General features: G+C 42.0%; 24 protein-coding genes and 1 riboswitch. Of the genes, 19 read left to right on the top strand and 5 right to left on the bottom strand.

Annotated features, from left to right (window positions below):
* Positions 1-4 precede the first annotated feature (4 nt).
* A complete protein-coding gene (locus NSS92_RS11960; protein ID WP_024427360.1) occupies positions 5-265 on the bottom strand; it encodes a GlsB/YeaQ/YmgE family stress response membrane protein in 261 nt (86 codons plus the stop codon).
* A gap of 156 nt (positions 266-421) precedes the next feature.
* Here NSS92_RS11960 and NSS92_RS11955 point away from each other — a divergent pair, with 156 nt between their 5' ends.
* A complete protein-coding gene (locus tag NSS92_RS11955) occupies positions 422-1,252 on the top strand; it encodes an EcsC family protein (RefSeq protein ID WP_340868179.1) in 831 nt (276 codons plus the stop codon).
* Between the two features lie 34 nt (positions 1,253-1,286).
* Here NSS92_RS11955 and NSS92_RS11950 read toward each other — a convergent pair whose 3' ends face one another.
* A complete protein-coding gene (locus NSS92_RS11950; RefSeq protein ID WP_340868177.1) occupies positions 1,287-2,378 on the bottom strand; it encodes a DctP family TRAP transporter solute-binding subunit in 1,092 nt (363 codons plus the stop codon).
* A 67-nt stretch (positions 2,379-2,445) separates the two neighbouring features.
* Between NSS92_RS11950 and NSS92_RS11945 the strand changes: the two genes are divergently transcribed.
* The 8 genes from NSS92_RS11945 to NSS92_RS11910 all read left to right on the top strand — a co-directional run bounded on the left by NSS92_RS11945 (position 2,446) and on the right by NSS92_RS11910 (position 11,126).
* Entirely contained in the window at positions 2,446-4,065 is a 1,620-nt protein-coding gene (locus tag NSS92_RS11945) for an ATP-binding protein (protein ID WP_445661642.1), read from the top strand.
* Positions 4,062-4,745, top strand: a complete 684-nt coding sequence (locus tag NSS92_RS11940; protein WP_340868172.1) for a response regulator — start codon at positions 4,062-4,064, stop codon at positions 4,743-4,745. The genes NSS92_RS11945 and NSS92_RS11940 overlap by 4 nt, the downstream gene beginning before the upstream one ends.
* Positions 4,746-4,869: 124 nt before the next feature.
* A complete protein-coding gene (gene dctP, locus NSS92_RS11935) occupies positions 4,870-6,138 on the top strand; it encodes a C4-dicarboxylate transporter DctP (protein WP_034666695.1) in 1,269 nt (422 codons plus the stop codon).
* A 198-nt stretch (positions 6,139-6,336) separates the two neighbouring features.
* Positions 6,337-7,359: an AI-2E family transporter gene (locus NSS92_RS11930; protein WP_267587651.1), complete on the top strand. Its 1,023-nt coding sequence runs from the start codon at positions 6,337-6,339 to the stop codon at positions 7,357-7,359.
* A 63-nt stretch (positions 7,360-7,422) separates the two neighbouring features.
* Positions 7,423-7,556: riboswitch (cyclic di-AMP (ydaO/yuaA leader) on the top strand.
* 76 nt (positions 7,557-7,632) lie between these two features.
* On the top strand, positions 7,633-8,874 hold the full coding sequence (locus tag NSS92_RS11925; RefSeq protein ID WP_267587650.1) for a dicarboxylate/amino acid:cation symporter: 1,242 nt from the start codon (positions 7,633-7,635) through the stop codon (positions 8,872-8,874).
* Between the two features lie 127 nt (positions 8,875-9,001).
* Complete coding sequence (locus NSS92_RS11920) at positions 9,002-9,913, top strand: ABC transporter ATP-binding protein (protein ID WP_340868168.1); 912 nt, start codon at positions 9,002-9,004, stop codon at positions 9,911-9,913.
* Positions 9,906-10,673, top strand: a complete 768-nt coding sequence (locus NSS92_RS11915; RefSeq protein ID WP_267587647.1) for an ABC transporter permease — start codon at positions 9,906-9,908, stop codon at positions 10,671-10,673. Before NSS92_RS11920 ends, NSS92_RS11915 begins: the two co-directional genes overlap by 8 nt.
* Before the next feature lie 117 nt (positions 10,674-10,790).
* Positions 10,791-11,126: a hypothetical protein gene (locus NSS92_RS11910; RefSeq protein WP_048240324.1), complete on the top strand. Its 336-nt coding sequence runs from the start codon at positions 10,791-10,793 to the stop codon at positions 11,124-11,126.
* Between the two features lie 98 nt (positions 11,127-11,224).
* Here NSS92_RS11910 and fbpB read toward each other — a convergent pair whose 3' ends face one another.
* Together fbpB and NSS92_RS11900 are read right to left on the bottom strand one after the other, a co-directional pair.
* Positions 11,225-11,374 carry a Fur-regulated basic protein FbpB gene (fbpB, locus tag NSS92_RS11905; protein ID WP_267587646.1) on the bottom strand — a complete coding sequence of 50 codons (150 nt, stop codon included), beginning with the start codon at positions 11,372-11,374 and terminating at the stop codon, positions 11,225-11,227.
* A gap of 314 nt (positions 11,375-11,688) precedes the next feature.
* On the bottom strand, positions 11,689-12,009 hold the full coding sequence (locus tag NSS92_RS11900; RefSeq protein WP_034283964.1) for a thioredoxin family protein: 321 nt from the start codon (positions 12,007-12,009) through the stop codon (positions 11,689-11,691).
* Positions 12,010-12,193: 184 nt separating this feature from the next.
* Between NSS92_RS11900 and NSS92_RS11895 the strand changes: the two genes are divergently transcribed.
* From NSS92_RS11895 to NSS92_RS11865, 7 genes are all read left to right on the top strand, one after another.
* Positions 12,194-13,276: a D-alanine--D-alanine ligase gene (locus NSS92_RS11895; RefSeq protein ID WP_340868159.1), complete on the top strand. Its 1,083-nt coding sequence runs from the start codon at positions 12,194-12,196 to the stop codon at positions 13,274-13,276.
* An 80-nt stretch (positions 13,277-13,356) separates the two neighbouring features.
* Positions 13,357-14,721 carry a UDP-N-acetylmuramoyl-tripeptide--D-alanyl-D-alanine ligase gene (locus NSS92_RS11890; protein WP_267587642.1) on the top strand — a complete coding sequence of 455 codons (1,365 nt, stop codon included), beginning with the start codon at positions 13,357-13,359 and terminating at the stop codon, positions 14,719-14,721.
* Between the two features lie 18 nt (positions 14,722-14,739).
* Positions 14,740-15,432, top strand: coding sequence for an alpha/beta hydrolase (locus NSS92_RS11885; RefSeq protein ID WP_267587641.1), 693 nt, complete (start codon positions 14,740-14,742; stop codon positions 15,430-15,432).
* 127 nt (positions 15,433-15,559) lie between these two features.
* Complete coding sequence (locus tag NSS92_RS11880; RefSeq protein WP_340868155.1) at positions 15,560-15,898, top strand: n-acetylglutamate synthase; 339 nt, start codon at positions 15,560-15,562, stop codon at positions 15,896-15,898.
* Between the two features lie 165 nt (positions 15,899-16,063).
* On the top strand, positions 16,064-17,554 hold the full coding sequence (gene cshA / locus NSS92_RS11875) for a degradosome RNA helicase CshA (RefSeq protein ID WP_142154087.1): 1,491 nt from the start codon (positions 16,064-16,066) through the stop codon (positions 17,552-17,554).
* Positions 17,555-17,668: 114 nt separating this feature from the next.
* Positions 17,669-18,148, top strand: coding sequence for a PH domain-containing protein (locus NSS92_RS11870; RefSeq protein WP_252057393.1), 480 nt, complete (start codon positions 17,669-17,671; stop codon positions 18,146-18,148).
* Positions 18,138-19,634 carry a PH domain-containing protein gene (locus NSS92_RS11865; RefSeq protein WP_340868145.1) on the top strand — a complete coding sequence of 499 codons (1,497 nt, stop codon included), beginning with the start codon at positions 18,138-18,140 and terminating at the stop codon, positions 19,632-19,634. Before NSS92_RS11870 ends, NSS92_RS11865 begins: the two co-directional genes overlap by 11 nt.
* A 54-nt stretch (positions 19,635-19,688) precedes the next feature.
* Here NSS92_RS11865 and NSS92_RS11860 read toward each other — a convergent pair whose 3' ends face one another.
* Positions 19,689-20,294 carry a rhomboid family intramembrane serine protease gene (locus NSS92_RS11860; protein ID WP_041107457.1) on the bottom strand — a complete coding sequence of 202 codons (606 nt, stop codon included), beginning with the start codon at positions 20,292-20,294 and terminating at the stop codon, positions 19,689-19,691.
* A gap of 94 nt (positions 20,295-20,388) precedes the next feature.
* Here NSS92_RS11860 and acpS point away from each other — a divergent pair, with 94 nt between their 5' ends.
* From acpS to alr, 3 genes are all read left to right on the top strand, one after another.
* Positions 20,389-20,754 carry a holo-ACP synthase gene (gene acpS, locus NSS92_RS11855; RefSeq protein ID WP_267587637.1) on the top strand — a complete coding sequence of 122 codons (366 nt, stop codon included), beginning with the start codon at positions 20,389-20,391 and terminating at the stop codon, positions 20,752-20,754.
* Positions 20,755-20,914: 160 nt separating this feature from the next.
* Positions 20,915-21,931, top strand: coding sequence for a LolA family protein (locus NSS92_RS11850; RefSeq protein ID WP_340868141.1), 1,017 nt, complete (start codon positions 20,915-20,917; stop codon positions 21,929-21,931).
* A 139-nt stretch (positions 21,932-22,070) separates the two neighbouring features.
* The gene (alr, locus tag NSS92_RS11845) at positions 22,071-23,252 is read left to right on the top strand and encodes an alanine racemase (protein WP_340868139.1); all 1,182 of its coding nucleotides are present in this window, start codon (positions 22,071-22,073) and stop codon (positions 23,250-23,252) included.
* The last annotated feature ends 290 nt before the right edge of the window (positions 23,253-23,542 follow it).

Below are 23,542 nucleotides of genomic sequence, written 5' to 3'. Positions count from 1 at the left end.
TTTTTTAAGATACCCTTGATCCCACACTGCGGAAGATCAGGCTTAAGATAATGACGAAGATTGCTGCTCCTAAGATCGCTGGAATGATCGCGAAGCCTGCCAGACTAGGACCCCACGTTCCAAGTAATCCATGACCAATCCAAGCGCCTACAAACCCGGCAATCATTGAGCCGATCCATCCTCCTGGTACACTGCCTCCAGCGAGTGCACTCCCAATGAGACCGATGACAATCGCCACAACTAATGAAATTAGAAATCCTAACATGTTGATCACTCCTCTTTCGTTTGTTTATTAAGCAATAACCGTTTTGAAAAAGATTAAAACCTTTCGGAACCACTTCAATGTTCTATACGTATGATGGACAAGGATTGTGTATAATAACAGACAAATACTTCAGCGGCATCTAAGGAGGCATATGACATGGAGGAAAGAGAGTGGCTAAAAGCACAATTAAAGGAGATTGAAAAGTGGGAGAAAGACCAGCAAAAGGTATGGTTTTGGGAGAAACTCAGCCGCCTTCCATTTCAAATGCTGGACAAGCTGACGCCTGCTTTTATTCAGAAAAAAATCGGTGTGCTGCTAGATGAAATGGGTCATTACATTCAATCTGGCGGTACCTATTTGACATCGGAAAAAAGCATCATTCATCAATTTCAAAAGAAGTGTGAGGGCGAATCCATCCAGCGTATAGAGGATATTGGAAAGGCCCCAATCGACATGATGGATGCCATTAGTGAACATATGGGAAAAAACAGAACGAATCTCGCGACGGTGCAAGGGGCGACAACTGGTGTCGGCGGAATGTTTACACTAGCTGCTGATATTCCTGCGGTACTGGGCCTCTCCCTGAAAACATTACAGGATATTGCCGTCACCTATGGCTATGATCCTAAAAACAAAGAGGAGCGGGTCTTTATCATTAAATGTTTGCAGTTGAACTCTGCTGATGTCGTTGGTAAGAAATCGATTCTAAAAGAGCTGAAAAGCTATCATGCATCCGATGGGAAACACGAAAACATGATTTCCCAAATCCAAGGGTGGCGTGAGGTCGTCTATAATTACCGGGATTCGTTTGGCTGGAAGAAACTGTTTCAGCTTGTTCCCATAGCTGGGATTTTGTTTGGTGCAGTTTCGAACCGCTCCCAATTAAAAGGAATTGCCGAAACAGGCATGATGCAATACCGAAAGCGAAGAATTTTAACAAGATTAGAAGAGCTCACGCAGCAAGAACAGAGTGAGTCCGGCGCATAAAAAAATCCCTCATCGAAGGGATTTTTTTTTGCGTTCATTCATCCTCTTCTTGAAAAGCATGAATAGGTGAGTGTTCATAACGTGCACGCAGTTCGCGGATCTGTTTGATTAGGGTGGAGCCAATCGTTTTTTCGGCTTCATCATACAAAGGATCAAGGGCTTGCATCCATTTTTGTCTTTCTGCTGGCGTCAATTCATGAATGGCAATCGGCGATTCACGTTTAATGTCCTCCAGCTGATCTTTGTTCATCTGTTCTGCATGCTTTTCATTCCAAGCCGTAGTTTCTTCCATGGCTTCAAGTAAAATTCGTTTCGTTTCGGGTGTCTGGCGGTCAAAGAAGGATTGATCTGTTAAGACCACATAGCCTAAATACCCGTGATTGCTGATCGTCATATAGTCTTGTATATGATAGAATTTTTTTGAATAAATATTTGAAATGGTATTTTCTTCACCGTCTACTTTTTTTGATTCTAATAGCTGAAACGTTGAATTAAATGATTCCTGATAGGGCTTTGCACCAAGAAGTTTAAATTGTTTTTCAATCATGTCGCTTTGCATAATGCGAAGAGACTGGTTTTTTAAATCACTAGGCTGTTTGATGGGCCCTTTATTTGAGGTGATTTGCTTAAAGCCATTTGTCCAATAAGCCATTCCCTTTAATCCATCTTTTTGCAGCGTGCCAAACAACCTTTGTCCAATGGCACCGTGCAGGCCTTCTTGAACCGCGTTGTAATTTGAAAAAGCAAAGGGAAGATCAAGTGCCAGCCACTCAGGGGACAGCATGCCGAGCTTCGAGGTAGATGGAGCGATAAATTGAACTTGATTCTCTTTGAGTGCATTAATTTCTTCAATATCAGAATAAAGGCTTCCGTTGGAGAAAATTTGAATGCTGATCTTTCCATCGGATTTTTCGTGCACGAGCTCAGCAAATTTCTTTGCGGCAAGTCCTTTAGGTGTATTGTCTGCCACGACATGGCTGAATTTGAACACAAGCTGGTCCTTCAGTCCTGTCTGTTCATCATCAAAGGTTGTCGCTGATTTTGGCATCATATGATAAAAACCAAAGTATAAAGCGGTTACAAAACCAATCATGAGCAAAAGTGTATAAGCGAGTAAATTCTTCATGCGTCAGATCCCCCTTATGTCAAGCATACTTGACAGAGGAAGAATTCGTAAAGATACAGGTGAAAAAATGATGAGAAATCGATTGAAATTACAACAATTATCTATTAGATGGAAGCTTACCATCCTCACATATTTCGTTGTCATTTTCGCCCTTTTAATCGGAGGAATTGTCCTTGTTGGGGGAATTCAGCAGACAGAGGAACGGGAGCTTCGAAAAAGACTCATGAACACGGCGAGAACCGTGGCCGAAATGAACGAGGTGAAGCAGGCGTTAGCTGATCAGACAAAGGAACGTGATCGATTACAGCATGCGATCGAAGAGATTCGGATTATTCAAGACGCTGACTATATTGTCGTGATGGATATGGATCATGTGAGATTAACGCATCCGGTGAAAACGAGGATTGGCAAGCGCTCAGAAGGAACAGATGAAGAGCCGGCTTTTGCAGAGCATATTTATTTCTCAGAAGCAGAGGGAGAGCTTGGAACAGCTATCAGAGCTTTTTATCCAGTGAAGGATGATCAATTTAATCAAACAGGGGTTGTGCTTGTAGGAAGAACCCTGCCAAGTATGGCAGATATATTAGGAGAAATGAAGCGCGATATCCTCATGATCCTTCTCTTGACGCTCAGCTTTGGGCTTGTGGGTTCATTTTTACTTGCTCGTCATATTAAACAGCAAATGTTTAAGCTGGAGCCGCATGAGATTGTGAGAATGCTAGAGGAACGCACTGCAACCTTTCACTCTATTAATGAAGGGGTCATCGCCATTGATAATCAGCACATGATTACCATTTTTAATGAGAAGGCGAAGCAGATTTTTGGCGTGACGGGTGATGTCGTGGGCCGGAATATTTGGGATGTACTGTCTGACACAAGACTTCCTGAGATCATTGATCGCGCAGAACCCGTCTACAATGAAGAAATTCATATGAGCGGAAAGCGGATAATGAGCAGCCGGATTCCGATTGTGATGAAAAAGAAGATCATCGGAGCAGTCGCCATTTTCCAGGACCGGACGGAAGCGGCAAAATTGGCGGAGGAGCTCACAGGGGTTAAGAACTTTGTGGACGGTTTGCGGGTGCAAAACCATGAGCATATGAATAAGCTTCATACGATTGCCGGTCTGATTCAGCTTGGTAAAGCCGATCAGGCGCTCGATCTAGCCTTTCAAACGACAGAGGAGCAGGAACATGTGACGGACTTTCTTCACCGCGTCATTCAGCATGATGCTGTCGCAGGATTATTGATGAGCAAAATCAGAAGGGGCAAGGAGCTTGGCATCAAGGTCGAAGTAGATGAACATAGCTGTCTGCGTGATTTCCCTGAACGGCTTGATCAGCATGATATGACGAAGCTGCTCGGAAATCTCATTGAGAACGCCTTTGCCTCGTATGATACTGTAGAAAGAGACACAAAAGTCATTTCCATTAGTATCGATCAAACGGAGGATGTCCTCGCGATTTTAATTGAAGACAATGGCTCCGGGATCGAAGAGGAACTGATTCCTTATATTTTCGATAAAGGCTTCACACACGGCAAAGAGGGCGGAACAGGCTATGGCCTGTATATTGTAAAAACGATTATCGACAAAGGGATGGGAAATGTAGAAGTCACATCAAGCATCGGCATTGGTACCACCTTCTCAATCGAATTCCCAATGACAATAGAGGAGAGAGACAGATGACTCAGATTAAGGTGCTGTTAATTGAAGATGACCCGATGGTGCAAGAAGTGAATAAAGAGTTCATTAAGAGTGTTCCCGGCTTTCAAGTTGCAGCAGTCGCTGGGAACGGGGAGCAGGGCATTCAGCTGATCAAAGAGATTCGTCCAGACCTCGTGGTACTTGATGTGTATATGCCAAAAAAGGATGGCGTTAAAACGCTGCAAGACATCAGAAAACAAAAGATGCAAGTGGATGTGATTGTCATTTCAGCAGCGAAGGACAAAGAGACCATCGGCATCATGCTTCAAAATGGTGCGCGGGATTATATTATTAAACCATTCAAATTTGAACGAATGAAAGAATCACTTGAAAGCTATAAGGCGTTTAAGTCAAAAATTCGAACCGCAGCAGAATTTTCTCAGGAGATGCTGGATGATATCATACGAAAGCCTGCTGTTAAGCAGGAAGATACTTGGCTTCCTAAAGGGCTGAATGTGCATACGATGAACGAAATTAAAGCTTATATGGGCTTGCAGAAAGGTGCGCAGTCTGCAGAGGAAGTTGCCAATGCACTTGGCATAGCCCGCGTTACGGCACGCCGGTATTTAGACTTCCTCGTAAAAGAAGGCGAGCTGAAATTAGATATGCAATATGGGGGGATAGGACGGCCTGTGAATAAATATATCGTACATTCTGACTAAGAGACCAAAAAGACCAAAATGTACGATATGTCCATAAGCTTCACAGCCTTTGATGAAATCGCTATCATTTATCTACAGATAATAGTTAAGCGTTTACATCAAAGGGTGAGGGAGTTGATTTTTTATGAAAAGGCTTTTGAAGAACCTGACATTTCAGGTGATTGCAGCTGTCATCATCGGGATCATTGTCGGGATGGTTTGGCCAAACGTCGGAAAAGAAATGAAGCCGCTTGGTGACACCTTTATCAATGCCGTTAAAATGGTCATTGCACCAATTATTTTCTTAACCATTGTTCTTGGTATTGCCAAGATGGGTGATATGAAAAAGGTTGGAAAAGTTGGGGGAAAGGCATTTATTTATTTTGAAGTTGTCACGACACTTGCTCTGGTCATCGGTCTTTTTGTTGTGAATATCATGAAGCCAGGTGCAGGTCTTGACTATAGCAAGCTTGAAAAAGGGGATGTCTCACAGTATACCCAAAATGGCGGACAGGGTATCGACTGGATGGAATTTGTCACACACATCGTGCCATCTAACATGGTTGATGCTTTCGCAAAGGGTGATATTTTACAGGTCTTATTCTTCTCTATTTTATTCGGTGTTGCGCTTGCTGCACTTGGCGAGAAGGGCAAAGGAATCATTGAATGGCTCGATAAGCTGTCACTCGTTTTCTTTAAAATCATTGGATATATCATGCGTGCTGCGCCGCTCGGTGCGTTTGGGGCAATGGCTTATACAATCGGACACTTTGGGCTGGCATCGATTAAACCGCTGGCAAGTTTGATGCTCTCCGTTTATATGACGATGTTCCTGTTCATCTTTGTTGTACTGAACATCATTTGTAAAATGTATGGCTTCAGCTTGTTCGGTTATCTGCGATTTATCAAAGATGAAATTTTGATTGTTCTTGGCACAAGCTCTTCAGAATCCGTGCTGCCAAGAATGATGGATAAAATGGAACGCTACGGGTGCTCTAAGTCTGTTGTTGGTCTTGTCATTCCAACAGGTTATTCCTTTAACCTAGACGGAACTTCAATCTATTTATCGATGGCCGTCGTCTTCTTGGCGCAAGTGTTTGGTGTAGACCTGTCGATCGGTCAGCAGATCACTATTATCCTGGTTCTGATGCTTACATCAAAGGGAGCAGCTGGGGTGACAGGAAGCGGATTTATCGTGCTTGCATCTACTCTTGCAGCACTTCAGGTCATTCCGTTAGAGGGTCTTGCACTGCTGCTTGGGGTTGACCGATTCATGAGTGAAGGAAGAGCGATTACAAACCTCATTGGAAATGGAATCGCAACAATTGTTGTCGCGAAGAGTGAAGGTGAATTTGACGAAGCGAAGAGCAAAACAGCACTTCAGGAAATGCGGAATATGAAGCAGGCTGTTTAGTATAAAAACAACCAAAAACCGAAACCTTATGTTCTACATGGGTTCGGTTTTTTTGTGTAAAAAAGAAAAACCAATAAAATTAATACGAATCGTAAGACCTCATTGACCTTTTATTATATAATTTACAGAAAGATCCGATATAATGTATATCAGATACGAATGAAAAATAGACTTTAGTCCTGGCAGGTGTGTAACGTAATGGCGGCATTTTTAAAATTGTTCGAAAAACCCGGTGTTAAGCGGTTTTCAGTATTTGTAGTATTAGCCACAGCATTATATCTATTAAGAGGAATGATGAATTTAATTCTTTTGACCTTCATTTTCACCTTTTTGATGAATCGGTTAGAAGGGGTCATTAGGGGCTTTTTAAATCGCTTCCTGAAAATAGGACAGAAATCGGTCATTACCATTTTGTATATTCTTCTGGCTGGTGGATTGACATTTGGCGGATTCGTTTTTGTGCCAATCATCGCCAAACAGGTAGAGCAGCTATTTCATTTAGGAAAGAAAATTGCAGATCATCCACAAGATTTACCCTTCTTTGACGTCATCACGAACGTATTCGGAGATTTCAAAATATCAGCTTTATTTGAGAAAGGGTTTAATTTCCTCTATACATACATAACCGATTTCAGCACATTCAGTATCCAGGTCATTATGTCCTTAATATTAAGCATGTTCTTCCTGTTCGAAAAGGAACGCCTCATTCAATTCATGAACAAGTTCAAGACGAGTAAAATCTCCGTGTTCTATCATGAAATTGCCTTCTTTGGACGTAAATTTTCCCGAACGTTTGGAAAAGTACTCGAAGCACAGTTTATTATTGCAACCGTTAACTGTGTGCTAACGACAATTGCGCTAGGCATTATGGGTTTCCCGCAGTTATTTGGGTTAGCGGTCATGGTCTTTTTGCTAGGCTTAATCCCGGTAGCGGGTGTAGTGATCTCTCTTATTCCACTCAGCATCATTGCGTATACACTCGGAGGCGGAATGTATGTCCTGTATATTGTGCTGGTGATTGTAATTATCCATGCCATTGAGGCATACTTCTTAAATCCGAAGCTCATGTCAGCTAAAACAGAGCTCCCTATTTTCTTCACGTTTATTGTGCTGATCTTCTCTGAACACTATATTGGCATTTGGGGACTTATTATTGGTATCCCAATCTTTGTGTTTATTTTAGATATTCTTGAGGTCACAAATAGGGAAGAAAGTAATTAAAAAGTTCATATGAACCTGTTTACAATTTTCCAAAAATAAGGTATAAATGGTATGAAAATATCATATTACCACACGCTTAATCCTTCTAAAGGAATGGGGGACCCAAGTTTTTGGGGTGAATTTTTCTTATCTGAGAAAAAAGGACATCTCTTCGTCCTAACCCGTCAGCTAACCTCATCAGCGTGAAGAGAGTAGACAGTGGTACATGTATGGATACGCAGGCCCACGAGAAGACTCTCTCGTGGGCTTTTTGACGAGGAAGGGGAGATTTTATTGAAGCTAGCAACGAAAATTATTATTGCCTTGTTTGTAGGTGCCATCACAGGACTGCTGCTCAACCTATTTGCTCCAAATGTATTCAAAGTGTTAGACCCTTATTTATTTACACCTCTAGGTCAAATCTTCTTAAACCTGATTAAAATGCTGGTTGTGCCCATTGTATTCTTTTCGATCACGCTCGGTGTAGCAGGCCTTGGTGATCCGAAAAAGCTAGGCAGAATCGGCGCAAAAACCATTACTTATTTCCTGCTCACTACTACTTTTGCCATCATCATTGGCATTTCATTAGCTGTATTAATCAAGCCGGGAGCCTTCGGCAATTTTGATACAAAAGCAGCTGATTATTCCGCAGAGGAAGCCCCATCAATGGCAGAAACACTACTCAACATTATTCCAACCAATCCAGTCCAATCGTTAGTTGAAGGAGACATGCTTCAAATTATCGTTTTCTGTGTATTTTTAGGTCTTGGCATAGCCATGCTCGGTAAAAAAACGGAAGGCTTGCTGAAGCTGTTTGAACAAGGAAATGAATTAATGATGTATCTTGTCGGTGTTGTGATGAAATTCGCACCGTACGGGACATTCGGTTTGATCGCAACAGCGATCGGCAGTCAGGGGCTGGATGCCATGAAAGCAATGGGACTTTACTTTTCGGTCGTGTTAATTGCGCTCATCTTGCATTTCTTCCTGACATATGGATCAACCGTAGCTATCTTAGCTAAACGAAATCCAATGGCATTCTTTAAAGGATTTTCACCAGCGATGGTTGTGGCGTTTAGTACATCAAGCAGTAACGCTGTGCTGCCGGTATCAATGGAAACAGCTCAAAAGCGCTTGAAGGTGCCAGAGCCTATTTCAAGCTTTGTACAGCCGCTGGGTGCGACCATTAATATGGATGGTACAGCGATCATGCAAGGGGTTGCGACTATTTTTATCGCACAAGTGTATGGAGTTGAATTAACCCTTGTTCAAATGCTGACTGTTGTCTTAACGGCTGTATTAGCAAGTATTGGCACAGCAGGTGTCCCAGGGGTAGGGCTCATCATGCTGGCCATGGTGTTAAATTCCGTGAATCTTCCTGTTGAGGGAATTGCGCTGATCCTTGGCATAGACCGCTTATTAGATATGGCAAGAACCGTAGTTAATATTACAGGTGACGCAGCATGTGCGGTGATTGTGACAGAAACTGAGAAAAAACATGAGAAAGATATATCATCCCCTAACTTATCACTGTAATAAGCAAGAAGGGCTGACTAGATCAGCCCTTTTTTTCATGGATTGACTTGTCTACCGTGATATACTTTTTACAGGATGAGCGGTCGTAACTGCCGCCATAGGCTTTTTATCAGAAGGAGGAACCACTTTGCAGTCTGCTGTTTTAAAAGTAGAGAAAGTCGATAAACAAATTGGCCGGAAAATGATCTTGCAGGATATTTCTATAGACATTGGGCGAGGAGAAATTGTCGGATTACTTGGTCCCAATGGATCTGGAAAAACGACCTTGATTCGCTTGATCGTTGGCTTGATGAAAAAAAATAATGGCCGAATCATGATCAATGGATATTCACAAGATGAGGATTTTCTCCAGGCGATGTCGTCTGTTGGTGCGATCATAGAAAACCCAGAATTTTATTCGTATTTAACAGGCTTTGAAAACCTTGAAATGTATGCAGCGATGCACGATGGCGTGACGGGGGAACGCATTCAGGAAGTGGTGGAAAGAGTTCGTCTGGAGGAGGCCATTCATCAGAAGGTCAAGACGTATTCTCTAGGGATGAAACAAAGGCTTGGGATTGCACAAGCTATTTTGCATCGGCCGAACCTGCTCATTTTAGACGAACCGACAAATGGACTGGACCCTGCAGGAATGAAGGAATTCCGGGAGCACTTGCAAATGCTCGTACAAGAAGAAGGAACCTCCGTGTTATTTGCGACGCATTTATTGCATGAGGTAGAGGAGCTATGTGACCGCATGATCATCATTCAAAAGGGACAGATCAAAGCTAGTACTCATCTCCGGGATATGGAAGGGAAAGAACAGGTGCTGATGAATATTCAGCCAGTAGAAAAGGCGGTTTCGTGGCTTGACGCACACGAGTATACATATAAACGAAATGGAGAGCGTGTATTGCTTCAACTGAACAAAGAACGTGTGCCAGAGCTGAACAAACAGCTTGTGCTGGCGGGGTTTGATGTACTTGAAATGATGCCTCAAAAGCAGTCAATTGAAGAGGCGTTTATGAAATGGACGGAAGGCGGGACGACAGATGCTTAACCTCATCAAGAATGAGCATAAGAAAATCATGAGGAAAAAGATCACATTCATTGCCCTTTTATTGATCGTTGTATTTCAACTGGCAATGGCTCTAACGTTGAAACGAGTCATATCAAGCTTTGGTGGACAAGACACAGTCGCAAACTATTTTGCTTATTCCACGAACGTCGTGTTTATTTTACAGGTGCTTGCTGTCGTTATTGGCGCGACCTTGATCTCAACAGAGTTTCAGAAAAGGACGATCAAGTTTTTATTGATCCGGCCAAAAACAAGACTGCATATTTTTCTGTCAAAATACATCACACTTTTGCTGACAGTCATTTATTTGTTTGTTTTTTATTATGTTTTGGCTTTTCTATTTGGTCTTATTTTCTTCGGTACTGATTTTGATGAAAGAACGGGACAATTATTTCAGCATACATTTGCCGTCATTGGATCTCAGTGGGTGGAAGTGGTCATGATGGCAAGCTTTGCTTTTATGTGTTCCAGTTTGTTTAGAAACAGTCTTGTTGCACTTGTGACCTCGTTTTTTGTTTTATATGCGGCGAAATCACTTGTGCCGATCATGTCTCTCTTAGAAAATCAATGGGGGAAAATCCTTCTTTTTGCGAATACGGACTTTACTCAGTACAGCTTTCAAGGACCACCGCCTTTTCATGGGATGAGCCTTTTGTTTTCTCTATTTATAGTAGGGGCGCATTTTGTTTTCTTTATTGGATCGGCTTGGCTTCTTTTTTGGAAACGTGATGTAAATGTGTAAAAATTGTGTCAAATAACAAGAAAAATTCGTGACATCTTTGTGAAAACGAGTCTGTATTTCACGATAACCCGCTGATTTTGTCTTATAATAAGAAGGAGTCATGGAGGTGGCACTATCGTGAAAAATTTCATTACGGCTTTACCAATTTTGTTGCTGCTGTCGTTTTCGTTTGTGTCTTTTGCCTTCCAGTTTGATCATCTTGTTTATTTCAGACTAGCGCTGGGGATTTTTTCGTTAGCGGGTCTTTTCTTTCTGTATACACTTAAAAGAAACATGAAATGGTTCATGGTCTATTTATATGCGAGCTGGATCGTTCTTGCTGCCGTCACGACATTTGAGGAACCAATCTTTTCTCAATTTTTCTTCGGTGGTTTAACGATGACAATGGGTTATCTCACATATATGCTCATTTATTTAGGAATGAAGCAGGACCGTGTAGCGAAATCACATTAAAACAAAAGCCGATAAAATCGAATAACAGATTTTATCGGCTTTTTTCATTTTGTTGAAGCAGACAAAAGAGCAGCCAGTGATGACTGCTCTTTTTGTGCTTATGATTCACGCCCAGCAGCTGCAAGCTGCTTCTGGTGTTTTTTGTCGATGGTTTCGTATATACTTTCCATCATTTGAGGATCGCGCATGATGGCCTCTTTGTTCTCTTCAATCAATTGCTGATAGGTTTTGATTTTCTTCTTAGACATGTGACTCATCGCTCCTTTATTAGAATGGACGTCTATAGGATTTCACATAGATGAAATTGATAATCATTTTCAATTAGCAACTCCATTATACAAAGACAAATGTCAGAAGTAAAGATTCAATTCAGAAAATTCACGGAACCGACATATTCCAAGCTGTATCGACGCTGCATTCTTTCCCAGGAAATAATGTTGTCATTACTTGTCGTAAGTAAAACATCTATTTGAAACGTTTTGGCTGCGTAACTCGTCTTATGAAGAGATTTGAAAAAAAAAAGACATCAGCAAACACTTGCTGATGTCCTTCGTTTAATCAATTAAGAAACGTGCTCTTGAAGAAACTCTGTCACTTCTTCAGGCGATTTTGCGTTTGCACTGTGTAAATGACCTGTTTTTTCACCATTTTTGAAAATTAACAGGCTTGGTATGCCCATTACCTGATACGTTTCAGCTAATTCAGGGAAATCATCTTTATTTATTTCAAACCATTCATGGTGAGCATAAGCTTCTAGGATGTCTGGAATGAACATGTCCATTCTTGTGCAGTCAGGACACCATGTTGCAAAGAATTTAACGATGACTTCTTTGTCTGATTGAATCATTTCATTGAATTGTTCAGTACTTGTGATTTTTTTCAATTTGTCACAACTCCTTTTCAATGTCATTTTAATATAAATGAAAGGCGAATGACATACAAATGCTCGGGAGGCGCTTACAACCTTTACAAATCATTTCAATTACGTAACAACAAAAATTAATTAGAGCATTTTTGCTTGAAAGTGATAAGATAGTAAAGATGAATTTTAGTGGGGGGAGTATCCATTGAAAATAAGTTTAGGATTGATTTACGGCGGAAAGTCAGCCGAACATAATGTATCACTGCAAACAGCCCTTGCAGTTACAAAAGCACTTAACACTGAGAAGTTCGATATACATCCAATTTATATTACAGAAGAGGGTGAATGGTTAAGAGGAGAAAAACTCACTGAACCAGTATCAAACGTCAAAATGCTTCAATTTGAACAGAACGCAAAGACGTTTTTACCAACTTCTTTAAATGAAAGCATGTTTCCACAGCCTGCATCGGCTGATGAGAAAATTGATGTTGTCTTCCCATTGCTGCACGGACCAAATGGAGAAGATGGCACAATGCAAGGATTACTTGAACTGTTAAATATTCCGTATGTCGGCAACGGCGTTCTCGCGTCTGCTGCGGGTATGGATAAAGTCATGATGAAAGATGTTTTTGCACAAGCAGGACTTGCACAAGCAAAGCACCTTTCTTTCAATAAAAAAGACTATGAGAAAGCGGCACAAGACAGCTTAGAACAGGTGGAACAAGTACTTGGCTATCCATGCTTTGTGAAACCTGCCAACATGGGATCAAGTGTTGGAATTAGCAAATGCCGCAGCAAAGAAGAATTGCAGACTGCATTTGACCTCGCTTTCCAATATGATCGTCGTGTGGTCGTCGAAGAAGGCGTCGTTGGAAGAGAAATCGAGATTGGTGTATTAGGAAATGATGAGCCGAAATGCTCTGTCGTTGGTGAGATTGCACCTAAAACAGATTTTTATGATTACAAAGCAAAATATGAAGATGGCGATACAGATTTGATCATTCCTGCGAGTGTGTCAGAGGATGAATATAAGACGATTCATGACATGGCGATTAAGGCATTTAAAGCCCTCGATGGATCTGGCCTCGTACGTGCAGACTTTTTCCTTACAGAAAAAGGTGAAGTGTTGATCAATGAAGTGAATACAATGCCTGGATTCACACCTTTTAGTATGTTCCCATTGCTTTGGAAGCACACTGGTGTAGAGTATCCAGAGTTGATTGAAAAGCTGGTGTCACTTGCAATTGAACGCCATCAAGAAAAACAAACCATTAAAACAACTTTTTAATGTGAGCAGCAAGCAGACACTATCCTTAGGTAGTGTCTCTTTTCCTTCAAACGTGAAATGAGAAAGAGAGGCGAAAAATCATGATCAAACGTACAGTGAAACAAATCGCCCAAATGGCTGGTGGAATCCTATCTAATCAATCTTTTGGCGAAGCGCAGATTCACGGAGTGACAACAGATACACGAAAAGTATCAGATGGCGCACTGTTTATCCCGCTTATTGGAGAACATTTTAACGGTCACACATTTGCTTCGAAAGCAGTGGAGCTTGGAGCATCAGCTGTTCTTTGGAATCAAAAAGAAGCCAATCCGCCAGAAGGCGTTCCGGTTATTCTTGTAGAGGATACACTAGCTGCGCTTCAACAGCTGGCGAAATCATACTTAAAAGAAGAAAACCCCCGTGTTGTCGGTATTACAGGAAGTAATGGGAAAACCACAACGAAAGACATGATTCATTCCGTCTTGCAAACAGCGTATCAAGTTCATAAAACAGACGGTAACTTTAATAATCATATCGGTCTTCCGCTCACCATTCTTGCAATGCCAGAAGGAACAGATATTGCGGTTTTGGAGATGGGCATGAGTGCAAAAGGCGAAATCGAATTTTTATCAGATCTCGCTGAGCCGGATGCAGCAGTCATCACAAATATCGGGGAATCTCATATGCAAGATTTAGGATCAAGAGAAGCCATTGCTGATGCAAAATGTGAAATCGTAAAAGGGTTAAAAGAAGATGGCATTTTTTATTACTTAGGTGATGAGCCCTTGCTTCGCGAAAGAGCAAGTTCACTCTCTCAGCGTGTAAAAACCTTTGGAGAAGCAGAGGACTGTGATATCAAGGTAACGCACATCAATCAGCTTGCAGAAGGAACAGAATTTCAAGTCGAAGGGTATGCCCAGGGTTTTCTCATTCCTGTATTAGGGAAACATAATGTGAAGAATGCACTTGCCGCTATTGCCATAGGCCAGCATTTTGGGCTGAATGAAAGACAAATTGCCCAAGGACTGATGCAAACGAAGTTGACGGGGATGCGTCTTGAGCTGTTTAAAACAGACAAAGGAATCACTGTCATCAATGATGCATATAATGCAAGTCCTACTTCTATGAAAGCAGCCATTGATCTTGTGGGGGATATGGACGGCTTTGCCAATCGTATTCTTGTACTTGGAGACATGCTCGAAATGGGCAGCGAAGAAGAAACGTATCATTATGAATTAGGCCGTTACATCAAGCCAGAATTTATTGATCATGTCATGACATATGGCCGTCTAGGTGCATTCATTGCTGAAGGAGCGAAAAAATCATTCGGGGCTGAGCACGTGTTCTCCTTTATGGACAAAGAGGACCTAAAGAAAAAACTAGCTGAAGTGGCAGGGCCTGACGATGTTGTGCTTGTCAAAGCCTCACGCGGAATGAGATTGGAAGAAGTCATTACTGCACTATAAAAGTGAGAAGGTGACAGAATGATTGGCTGTTTATGTATCCACGGTTTTACTGGTGCCCCTTATGAAGTAGAACCGCTGGCGCAGTATTTAAAACAGGCGGCAGATTGGAATGTGCAGTCTGTCACGCTTCCGGGGCATGGGGATGAGCTTCAGTTAAAAGGCATTCTTTATCAAGAATGGATAGCGACAGCTGAACTCGAACTTCTATCCCTTTATCGAACTTGTGACACCGTGTATTTGGTCGGCTTTTCTATGGGCGGAATGATTGCTTCTTACTTAGCAGCGAAGTACCCAGTTGCCCGTCTTGTCCTTTTAAGTGCTGCGGCCAAATATGTGAACCCAAAACAAATGATGCAAGACACAAGGCAGATGGTAAAGGAGTCCCTGTCTGGGTTAATTGATACAAACCCTTTGTATGATCGATATCGTCATAAGCTCACAAGCACACCGCTGTCAGCTGCGATAGAATTTATGAAGCTGGTAAAGCAGACGAAGAATTCGCTTGAGAAGCTTCATCTGCCTGTGTTAATTGTTCAAGGTGAAAACGACGGGATAGTGCCTGCTTCTAGTGCGGAATTTATTTATCATAAAGTCCCGTCTCGGCAGAAAGAAATGTTTTATTTGCCCGATTGTAAACATCATGTTTGTCATGAGCCATGTGCCCAGCAATTGTTTGAGAAAGTAGAACATTTTCTAAAAAAAGCAATTTAATATATAGAAAAGCTAAAATGTGGCTAAACTAATATAAATTGAATCCCACTTGTTAAAATTTGCATCATTTTTGTCGAATCAGTGACAGGCATATGGTACAATAGGAAAGAAAAGGTGGTTGATTCGGTTGTTTCAATATGACGGAAAAACCTTTATCCCGCAGTGTAATTCGAGTAACGGAGAAGTGTCAGCAGGAACCATATTTCAATATCGTCAGGACGGGAATATATTAACGGGCACATATCAAGGCGGCAGTATTGTATCTGGCGTACTTGTAGGAACTGTGAATGAGGATGGAACACTTCATTTTAGATACCACCATGTAAGCAAGGACGGCAGCATGAGAAGCGGGGCTTGCAATTCCACTCCTAAGCAGCTGGATAACGGAAAAATTCAACTGTTCGAAAAGTGGAAATGGATGGACGGAGATCGAAGTGAAGGTGAATCTGTCATTGTAGAGCAGTAGATATATCCATTTCTGTCTTGTTGAAAAACAAATAGTGTAATGGTAAGATATAATGTAGGGTAATTCGGGCTTTGTATATAACAGACCTGTCCTTTCAGAAAAGGGTAGTTTTTAATGATCATTCACGAGATTACTGAAACAGCAATTAGAAGGAGTTTGAATAATTTGACTATAACGTTTCAAGATTTTCAATTAAGCGAAAGTCTCATGAAAGCTATTAACCGCATGGGATTTGAAGAAGCAACACCGATTCAAGCGGAAACAATTCCTCTCGGTCTTCAGAATAAAGATGTCATTGGACAAGCACAAACAGGTACAGGAAAAACTGCAGCATTTGGTATTCCTCTTGTAGAAAAAATTGACCCAGCTTCTCCAAACATCCAAGCGATTATCATTGCGCCAACAAGAGAATTAGCGATTCAAGTATCTGAAGAGCTATATAAAATCGGCCAAGACAAGCGTGCGCGCGTACTTCCGATTTACGGTGGACAAGATATCGGCCGCCAAATCCGTTCGCTCAAGAAAAATCCTCATATCATCGTAGGGACTCCAGGACGTTTACTCGATCACATTAACCGTCGTACAATGCGTCTTCAAAATGTTGAAACAGTTGTGCTTGATGAAGCAGACGAAATGTTAAACATGGGTTTCATCGAAGACATTGAATCGATCCTTTCAAATGTACCAAGTGAACACCAAACACTTTTATTCTCTGCGACAATGCCTGCACCAATTAAGCGCATTGCAGAGCGTTTCATGACAAACCCAGAACACGTAAAAGTAAAAGCGAAAGAAATGACAGTCTCTAACATCCAACAGTTCTACTTGGATATTCACGAGCGTAAGAAGTTTGATACATTGACTCGTCTTCTTGACATTCAATCACCTGAGCTTTCAATTGTCTTCGGTCGTACGAAACGCCGTGTTGACGAATTGACTGAAGCACTTAACCTTAGAGGGTACACAGCTGAAGGAATTCATGGTGACCTGACACAAGCGAAACGTATGGTTGCGCTTCGTAAATTCAAAGAAGGTTCAATCGATGTGCTTGTAGCAACAGACGTTGCAGCACGTGGACTTGATATCTCAGGCGTAACACACGTGTATAACTTTGACGTGCCGCAAGATCCAGAAAGCTACGTTCACCGTATTGGACGTACTGGACGTGCTGGACGTACAGGTATGGCGATGACATTCATCACACCACGTGAAAAAGATATGCTTCGTGCGATTGAGCAAACGACTAAACGTAAAATGGATCGTATGAAAGAACCAACACTAGATGAGGCAATCGAAGGACAACAGCAAGTAACCATTGATCGTCTGCGCACAATCATCAGTGAAAATAACTTAAACTTCTACATGACAGCTGCTGCTGAATTGCTGGAAGATCATGATTCTGTGACAGTGGTTGCGGCTGCCATCAAAATGATGACAAAAGAGCCAGATGCAACGCCTGTTCGTTTGACAGATGAAGCACCAATGATTTCAAAACGCAATCGTAACAACCGCAGCTCTTCTAAACGTAGAGACGGTGGCGGCGGTGGCGGCTATCGCGGGAAAAGCCGTTCATCTTACGGTGATAAAAAGCGTTCTTCAAATGACCGCAATCGTTCTTCTAACGATCGTCGTCAAAAGAAATCTTATAACAGCTAACATACAAGAGCGAATCCTTTGCAGGGTTCGCTTTTTTTAACAGGATAAAATTGAAACTTTTTAGGCTTTGTTACGTAATATATTGATAGAAAAGTAAGAGAATGGGGGAAGAATGTGAGAAAACAGCCGCAACGTCAAATTAGTTTAAATGGTTTAAAGGTATGGCGTCTTCAAAATGGAATTATCTCATTGATTTTCTTACTCATCATCATTGGGGTATTTATTGCTAGCTACTATTTTCAATGGCCATATTGGATTGGAGCGATCCTTTCTGGTTTATGGGTCTTACAGGTCATTTTTGGCATTTGGCTCATACCAAAAATCCGCCATCACATCTGGCGCTACGAAGTATTCGAAAATGAAATTGAAATACAGCATGGACTCATTCGCGTCACACGTGTGATTGTGCCGATGGTGCGTGTTCAGCATGTTGATACGTCTCAAGGACCGCTTTTAAGGCGCTACCGTTTGGCCTCTGTTCAAATTTCGACTGCTGCCACAGTTCATGATATACCGGCGCTAGAATTAGAAGAGGCAGATGAGCTTCGTGATTACATATCTCGTTTAGCAAGGGTGACGGAAGATGATGTCTGAACCAAAACGTGTACATCCCATCTCGATGTTCATTGATTTTATATCAGATGCTGTGTCCATGATCAAAAACTTCATTATCCCTTTTTTTGTGTTAATTTTTGTGAACTCGAATTCTAGCATTCGGTTTTATGCATTTATCATTCTCGGTGTACTTCTTTTATGGAAAGCTGTTTTTACTATTTTAGAATGGAGACGATTCACCTACCGGATGGAAGACGATGAATTTCGCGTGGAATCGGGTGTGATTACGAAAAAGAAAAAATATATTTCGTTAGAACGAATTCAAACGGTCAATACAAGTGAAGGCATTTTCCAGCGGATTTTCGGTTTAGTGCGGGTCCAAATCGAAACCGCAGGCGGAACGGATGGTCCAGAAGTGAGCCTGACCGCGATTACAAAAGCAGAAGCGGAACAATTAAAGCAGTCGATTTTCAACCGGAAGAAAAGCTTGCAGGAAGAAGAAATGACGGATGAAGCAGGTGATCTGCCTGGCCATTTGACTGCCCAAAAACCTGTGCAGGAAGAAATCAATGTCTCCTATCGTATGGGCGTGCCAGAGCTGCTTTTGGCTGCCACCACTTCCAGCGGTATCGGAGTCATTATATCCGGGTGTCTCGCCATCTACACGCAAATAGATGAAATTCTTCCTTTGGATGGGTTCTTCAAGAAGTTCTCTTTTTTAAGCCATGCGAGCGTTGAAATCTATGCGATTTTGATATTTTTTGCCGTATTGATCGCGTGGATCCTGAGTGTCGGGGTAACAGCACTTCAGTATGCGAATTTTGCTGCAAAGCGAAAAGGGAATGACATCATCATTACAAGAGGACTCATCGAGAGACATCAAATGACCATTCCACTTGCGAGAATTCAAGCAGTGAAAATCAAAGAAAATATTCTCCGTGAGCCTTTTGGCTTTGCGACGGTGATGCTGGTTAGTGCAGGAGGTTCGATTACAGAGAAAGAAACCTCTTCAGTCTTATTTCCGCTCATTCGGAAGAAAAAGATCAATGAATTGCTGTCACAATTCACCGATCATTATCATGCAGCGCCAGAAAGCGAGCTGAAAAAGGTACCGAAGCGTTCACTCAAACGCTACCTGATCTCTTATGGCTTTGTGCCGTTACTTGTAGGTGTTATCCTGTCGATACGCTTTCCGCCATGGGGGTATTTGGGACTCATTCCGTTACCGCTTGCTCTATTCTTCGGCTATTTAGCTTATAAACAATCAGGATATACAATCAAAGATTCATTGATTCAAATGACATCAAGAGGCATTGGCAAGACCACGGGCATTGTCTTGAGAAAACGAATGCAAAACTATACGATGACGCAATCTTTTTTCCAAAAGAAAGGCCGGGTCGCAAGTATTCACACCTTTGTGAAATCCTCTGCGCTGCTTGATTCTTTTGGTGTACATCACCTTGAGGAAGAAGATGCTGCACGTGTATTTGATTGGTATTCGTATGAAAAAAATGAATCGTCTTAAACGAAAAATGTCGATCAGCTCCCGCTTAAGGAGTGATCGACATTTTTTATGAGATTAATATCGTCTTTTTTTCGAATGGAAGAACAGCGTAATAGGTGCTAGAATCATACCGCCGATCAATCCAAATAAGTGAGCCATGATATTGATGTTCGAATTGACGAACGTCATGATGACAGAAACAGCAAGAATCGTTAAAATCACTTGTGAATTGCCGCGGTCCATCATGTGCGGTTTAAACAGGACAAGGTATAGATAAACCCCAAACAAACCAAAGATCGCACCAGAAGCGCCAACGTGTACATACTCTAAAGGCTCCACCCAATAGGTTCCGAGATTGCCAATGAACCCTGCACCAAGATAAATGATCAGAAATCGAACCTTCCCAAGCAAATGTTCAAGTGCTGGGGCGAATAAGAAAAGGGACATGGAATTAAATAAAATATGCGTGAGACTCCCGTGAAGAAAAATAGGTGTGACGAGCCGCCACCATTCTCCAGCCGCTACACCGTAATTGAAACCGACGAGATGATCCTGTCCAAGCTGTATAATTGGGATAGGAACCGCAAATATAAGCCACAGGCCGATTTGTAAGGCAAGGATCGCTGTTACGATTGGATACGATCTAATAAATTGTTGAAAGCTCTCCGTTCGAATAAACATAACAAACCCCTTTTGACTAGATAATGGTAAGTTTATAGTAACACGTTTATGAAGCGAACACTCAAATTAGTACGAGTATCATAGGAGGTACCTCATGATCAAAGGAATAGGCATTGATATTGTTGAGATCGACCGGCTCTCGCGAGTGCTCAGCAGGCAGCCCCGTTTACCGGAACGAATTTTGACTTTAAGTGAACAGGACGTCTTTCGTACACTCAGTGAAAAAAGACAGCTGGAATTTTTGGCAGGACGCTTTGCGGCAAAAGAAGCTTTCGCTAAAGCATACGGAACGGGAATCGGTCAGCATTTAAGCTTTCATGATATAGACATTCAAAAAGACGATCATGGAAAACCCTTCATCAAAAGCGAGAAAGCGGAGGGAGATCAGGTTCATGTGTCCATTACCCATACAAAGGAATATGCTGCTGCACAAGTTTTAATTGAAAGGTTGTCAAGCTAGTCTGCATATTGTTTGTCCCCCCTTCATATATTGGGTAGTGCGATAAGGAAGGGCGAGTTGCTAACAGGCTTTGATGGTTCGCGGTACGCAGTTAACTCTTGAGGCGTACTGTTAAAGTCAAACAAGCGGTTTCTTCCTTTTAACACAATTAACGAAGGGGTTGAAAAGGGTGAGAAAAAGCTTTGTTTTGCTTGTAACGGGAATCCTTTTTGTACTGATTCTCTCCGCATGCGGTCAAAAATCTCAGAAGGATATCGTTGGAGATTTAAACAAAAAGGCAGAGGAAATGACATCATACAAAGCCAAAGCAAAAATGACCATTGAGACAGGAAATGACCCGCAGGAGTACCAGGTAGAAATTTGGTACAAGAAGCCGGAGCTTTACCGTGTCTATTTAGAAAATCCGAAAAAGGATCAGAGTCAAGTCATTTTAAGAAATGGCAATGGTGTATTTGTGCTGACACCTTCATTGAACAAGAGCTTCCGTTTCCATAGTGATTGGCCGAATAATAGCAGTCAGGTCTATTTATTCGAATCACTCGTGAAGGACATTAAAAATGACAGTGCAGCTCAGTTCAAAGCGAAAGAGTCAAAGTATGTGTTCGAAACGAAGACCAATTATCAGCACAACCAAATGCTGCCTACCCAAGAGATTACCTTTCATAAGAAAACAATGGCGCCTGCCAGTGTGAAAGTGCTGGATAGCGACAAAAAGCCAATGGTGAAAGTGGAATTCTCTCACTTTGAATTCAATAAATCCTTTGACAAAGATGCATTTGATGAGAAGAAAAACATGACACTCTCTCAAATGGATGTTGCCACAAGTGCAGACCCATCTGAAAGCTTTGCGGTGAAAACACCAGTTGATATGCCAGAAGGCGTGAAGAAGATGGAAGAGAAAGAAATGACGACAGATGCTGGGAAGCGTTATGTGATTACTTACGGCGGCAAGAAATCCTTCACACTCATTCAGGAAAAAGCGAGAGTAGCTGAAGCATCTACGCCTGTCACGATGAATGGCGAGCCGGTCGATCTTGGCATGACAGTAGGGGTTATGACAGATCAATCCCTCTCATGGACATCTGACGGAGTTGACTATTTAATTTCCTCAAGTGATCTATCGAAGGAAGAGCTGTTGATGGTCGCAAACAGTGTAGAAGGCCAGTCAGCTAAATAAATGAAGTTCTCAGGCGAAAGCCTTAAAAATGAAGCATCAGCCCTGTGCAAGGGCTGATTTTCTTTGATTTGTTTCACATTATTCTTGATTTTTAGTATCATATGAGGGGATTGAATCATTCAATAGGGAAGTGTGACTGATGGACACAAATGCCTTTTATAGAGACACATGGGCAGAAATTAATTTAACAGCAATCAAGCATAATGTTTCACATATGAAAGATCATATCGGTCAAAATGTTCAACTGATGGCTGTTGTGAAAGCCAATGCATATGGACATGGAGATATAGAAGTGGCAAGAGCTGCCCTCAAAGCAGGTGCAGACTTGTTAGCTGTAGCCTTTTTAGATGAGGCCATTTCTTTAAGAAATCAAGGCATCAAAGCACCGATTCTTGTACTCGGCGCTGTACCGCCGGAGTATGTCAAAACCGCCGTTCGATACAATGTGGTCATGACCGCTTACTCCACCAAGTGGCTGAGGGAAGTCGTCCGTATGGTGAAAGGGCAGATGGGACAACCCATTCGTTTTCATTTGAAAATAGACAGCGGAATGAACCGTTTAGGTGTGAAAACGTTAGAACAAGTGAACGAAGTAAAGAAGCTTGTCAGCGAGCATTCTTATTTACAGCTGGAAGGTGTATATACTCACTTTGCGACAGCAGATGAAAAGGATGAGAACTATTTTGAGCGGCAAGTCGACACCTTTCAAACCCTGCTTCAGCCGCTTCATACGGACGAACTGCTCGTTCATTGTGCCAATAGTGCAGCAGGTTTAAGGTTTAAAGAAGTGTTGTTTAATATGGTTCGCTTCGGCATCAGTATGTACGGGCTGTCACCGTCAGAGGAAATCAAAGGTGAACTCCCTTTCAAACTGGAAGAAGCCATGTCTCTTCATACAAAGCTTGCCCATGTGAAGCCCATTCAAAAGGGTGAGAGTGTCAGCTATGGGGCGACGTATACAGCTAATCAAGATACGTGGATCGGTACAGTACCAGTCGGCTATGCAGACGGGTGGATCCGGAAGCTGGAAGGCACGGAAGTACTTGTTGGCGGAAAGCGCCGGAAGATTGCCGGAAGGGTATGTATGGATCAATTCATGGTTGAACTGAAAGAGAACCTTCCAGCAGGGGAGCCGGTCGTTTTGATTGGTGGACAAGGTGAAGAAATGGTATCAGTCGATGAAATTGCAAAAAGGCTTGAAACCATTAACTATGAAGTCACTTGCTCCATTGGCCACCGCGTCCCAAGAGTATATATAGAGGACGGCAAAAGGGTGCATGTGCGGAATCCGCTGCTTCAAGGCGGGCCAAGCTTTTTCTAAACAGCTTTCACAGGAACGATCGTCAAACTGACATCGTTCCTTTTTATTCTACAAAGAAGGGGTAAACATTCTCCCTTTTTTAGAGATTTTGGAAATACCGTATGATTTTCGGAAAAAAGCGTATAATGTGAAAGAGGAACTCCATTATCATCTTGATTTACGGGTGGCGAGCCGTTTCATGTTCTAATAAGGAATCATGAAAAAACAGCTTTGCTTGCGCATTGAATAATGGTATGATTAGTCTTGGAATGGATCGATACGGTATCCGTAAGTTTTGTGGAGGTGTATGT

The sequence above is a fragment of the Bacillus sp. FSL M8-0166 genome (assembly GCF_038008825.1).
GTDB lineage: Bacteria > Bacillota > Bacilli > Bacillales > Bacillaceae > Bacillus > Bacillus safensis.
This window is presented reverse-complemented; position numbering and strand designations above follow the sequence as displayed.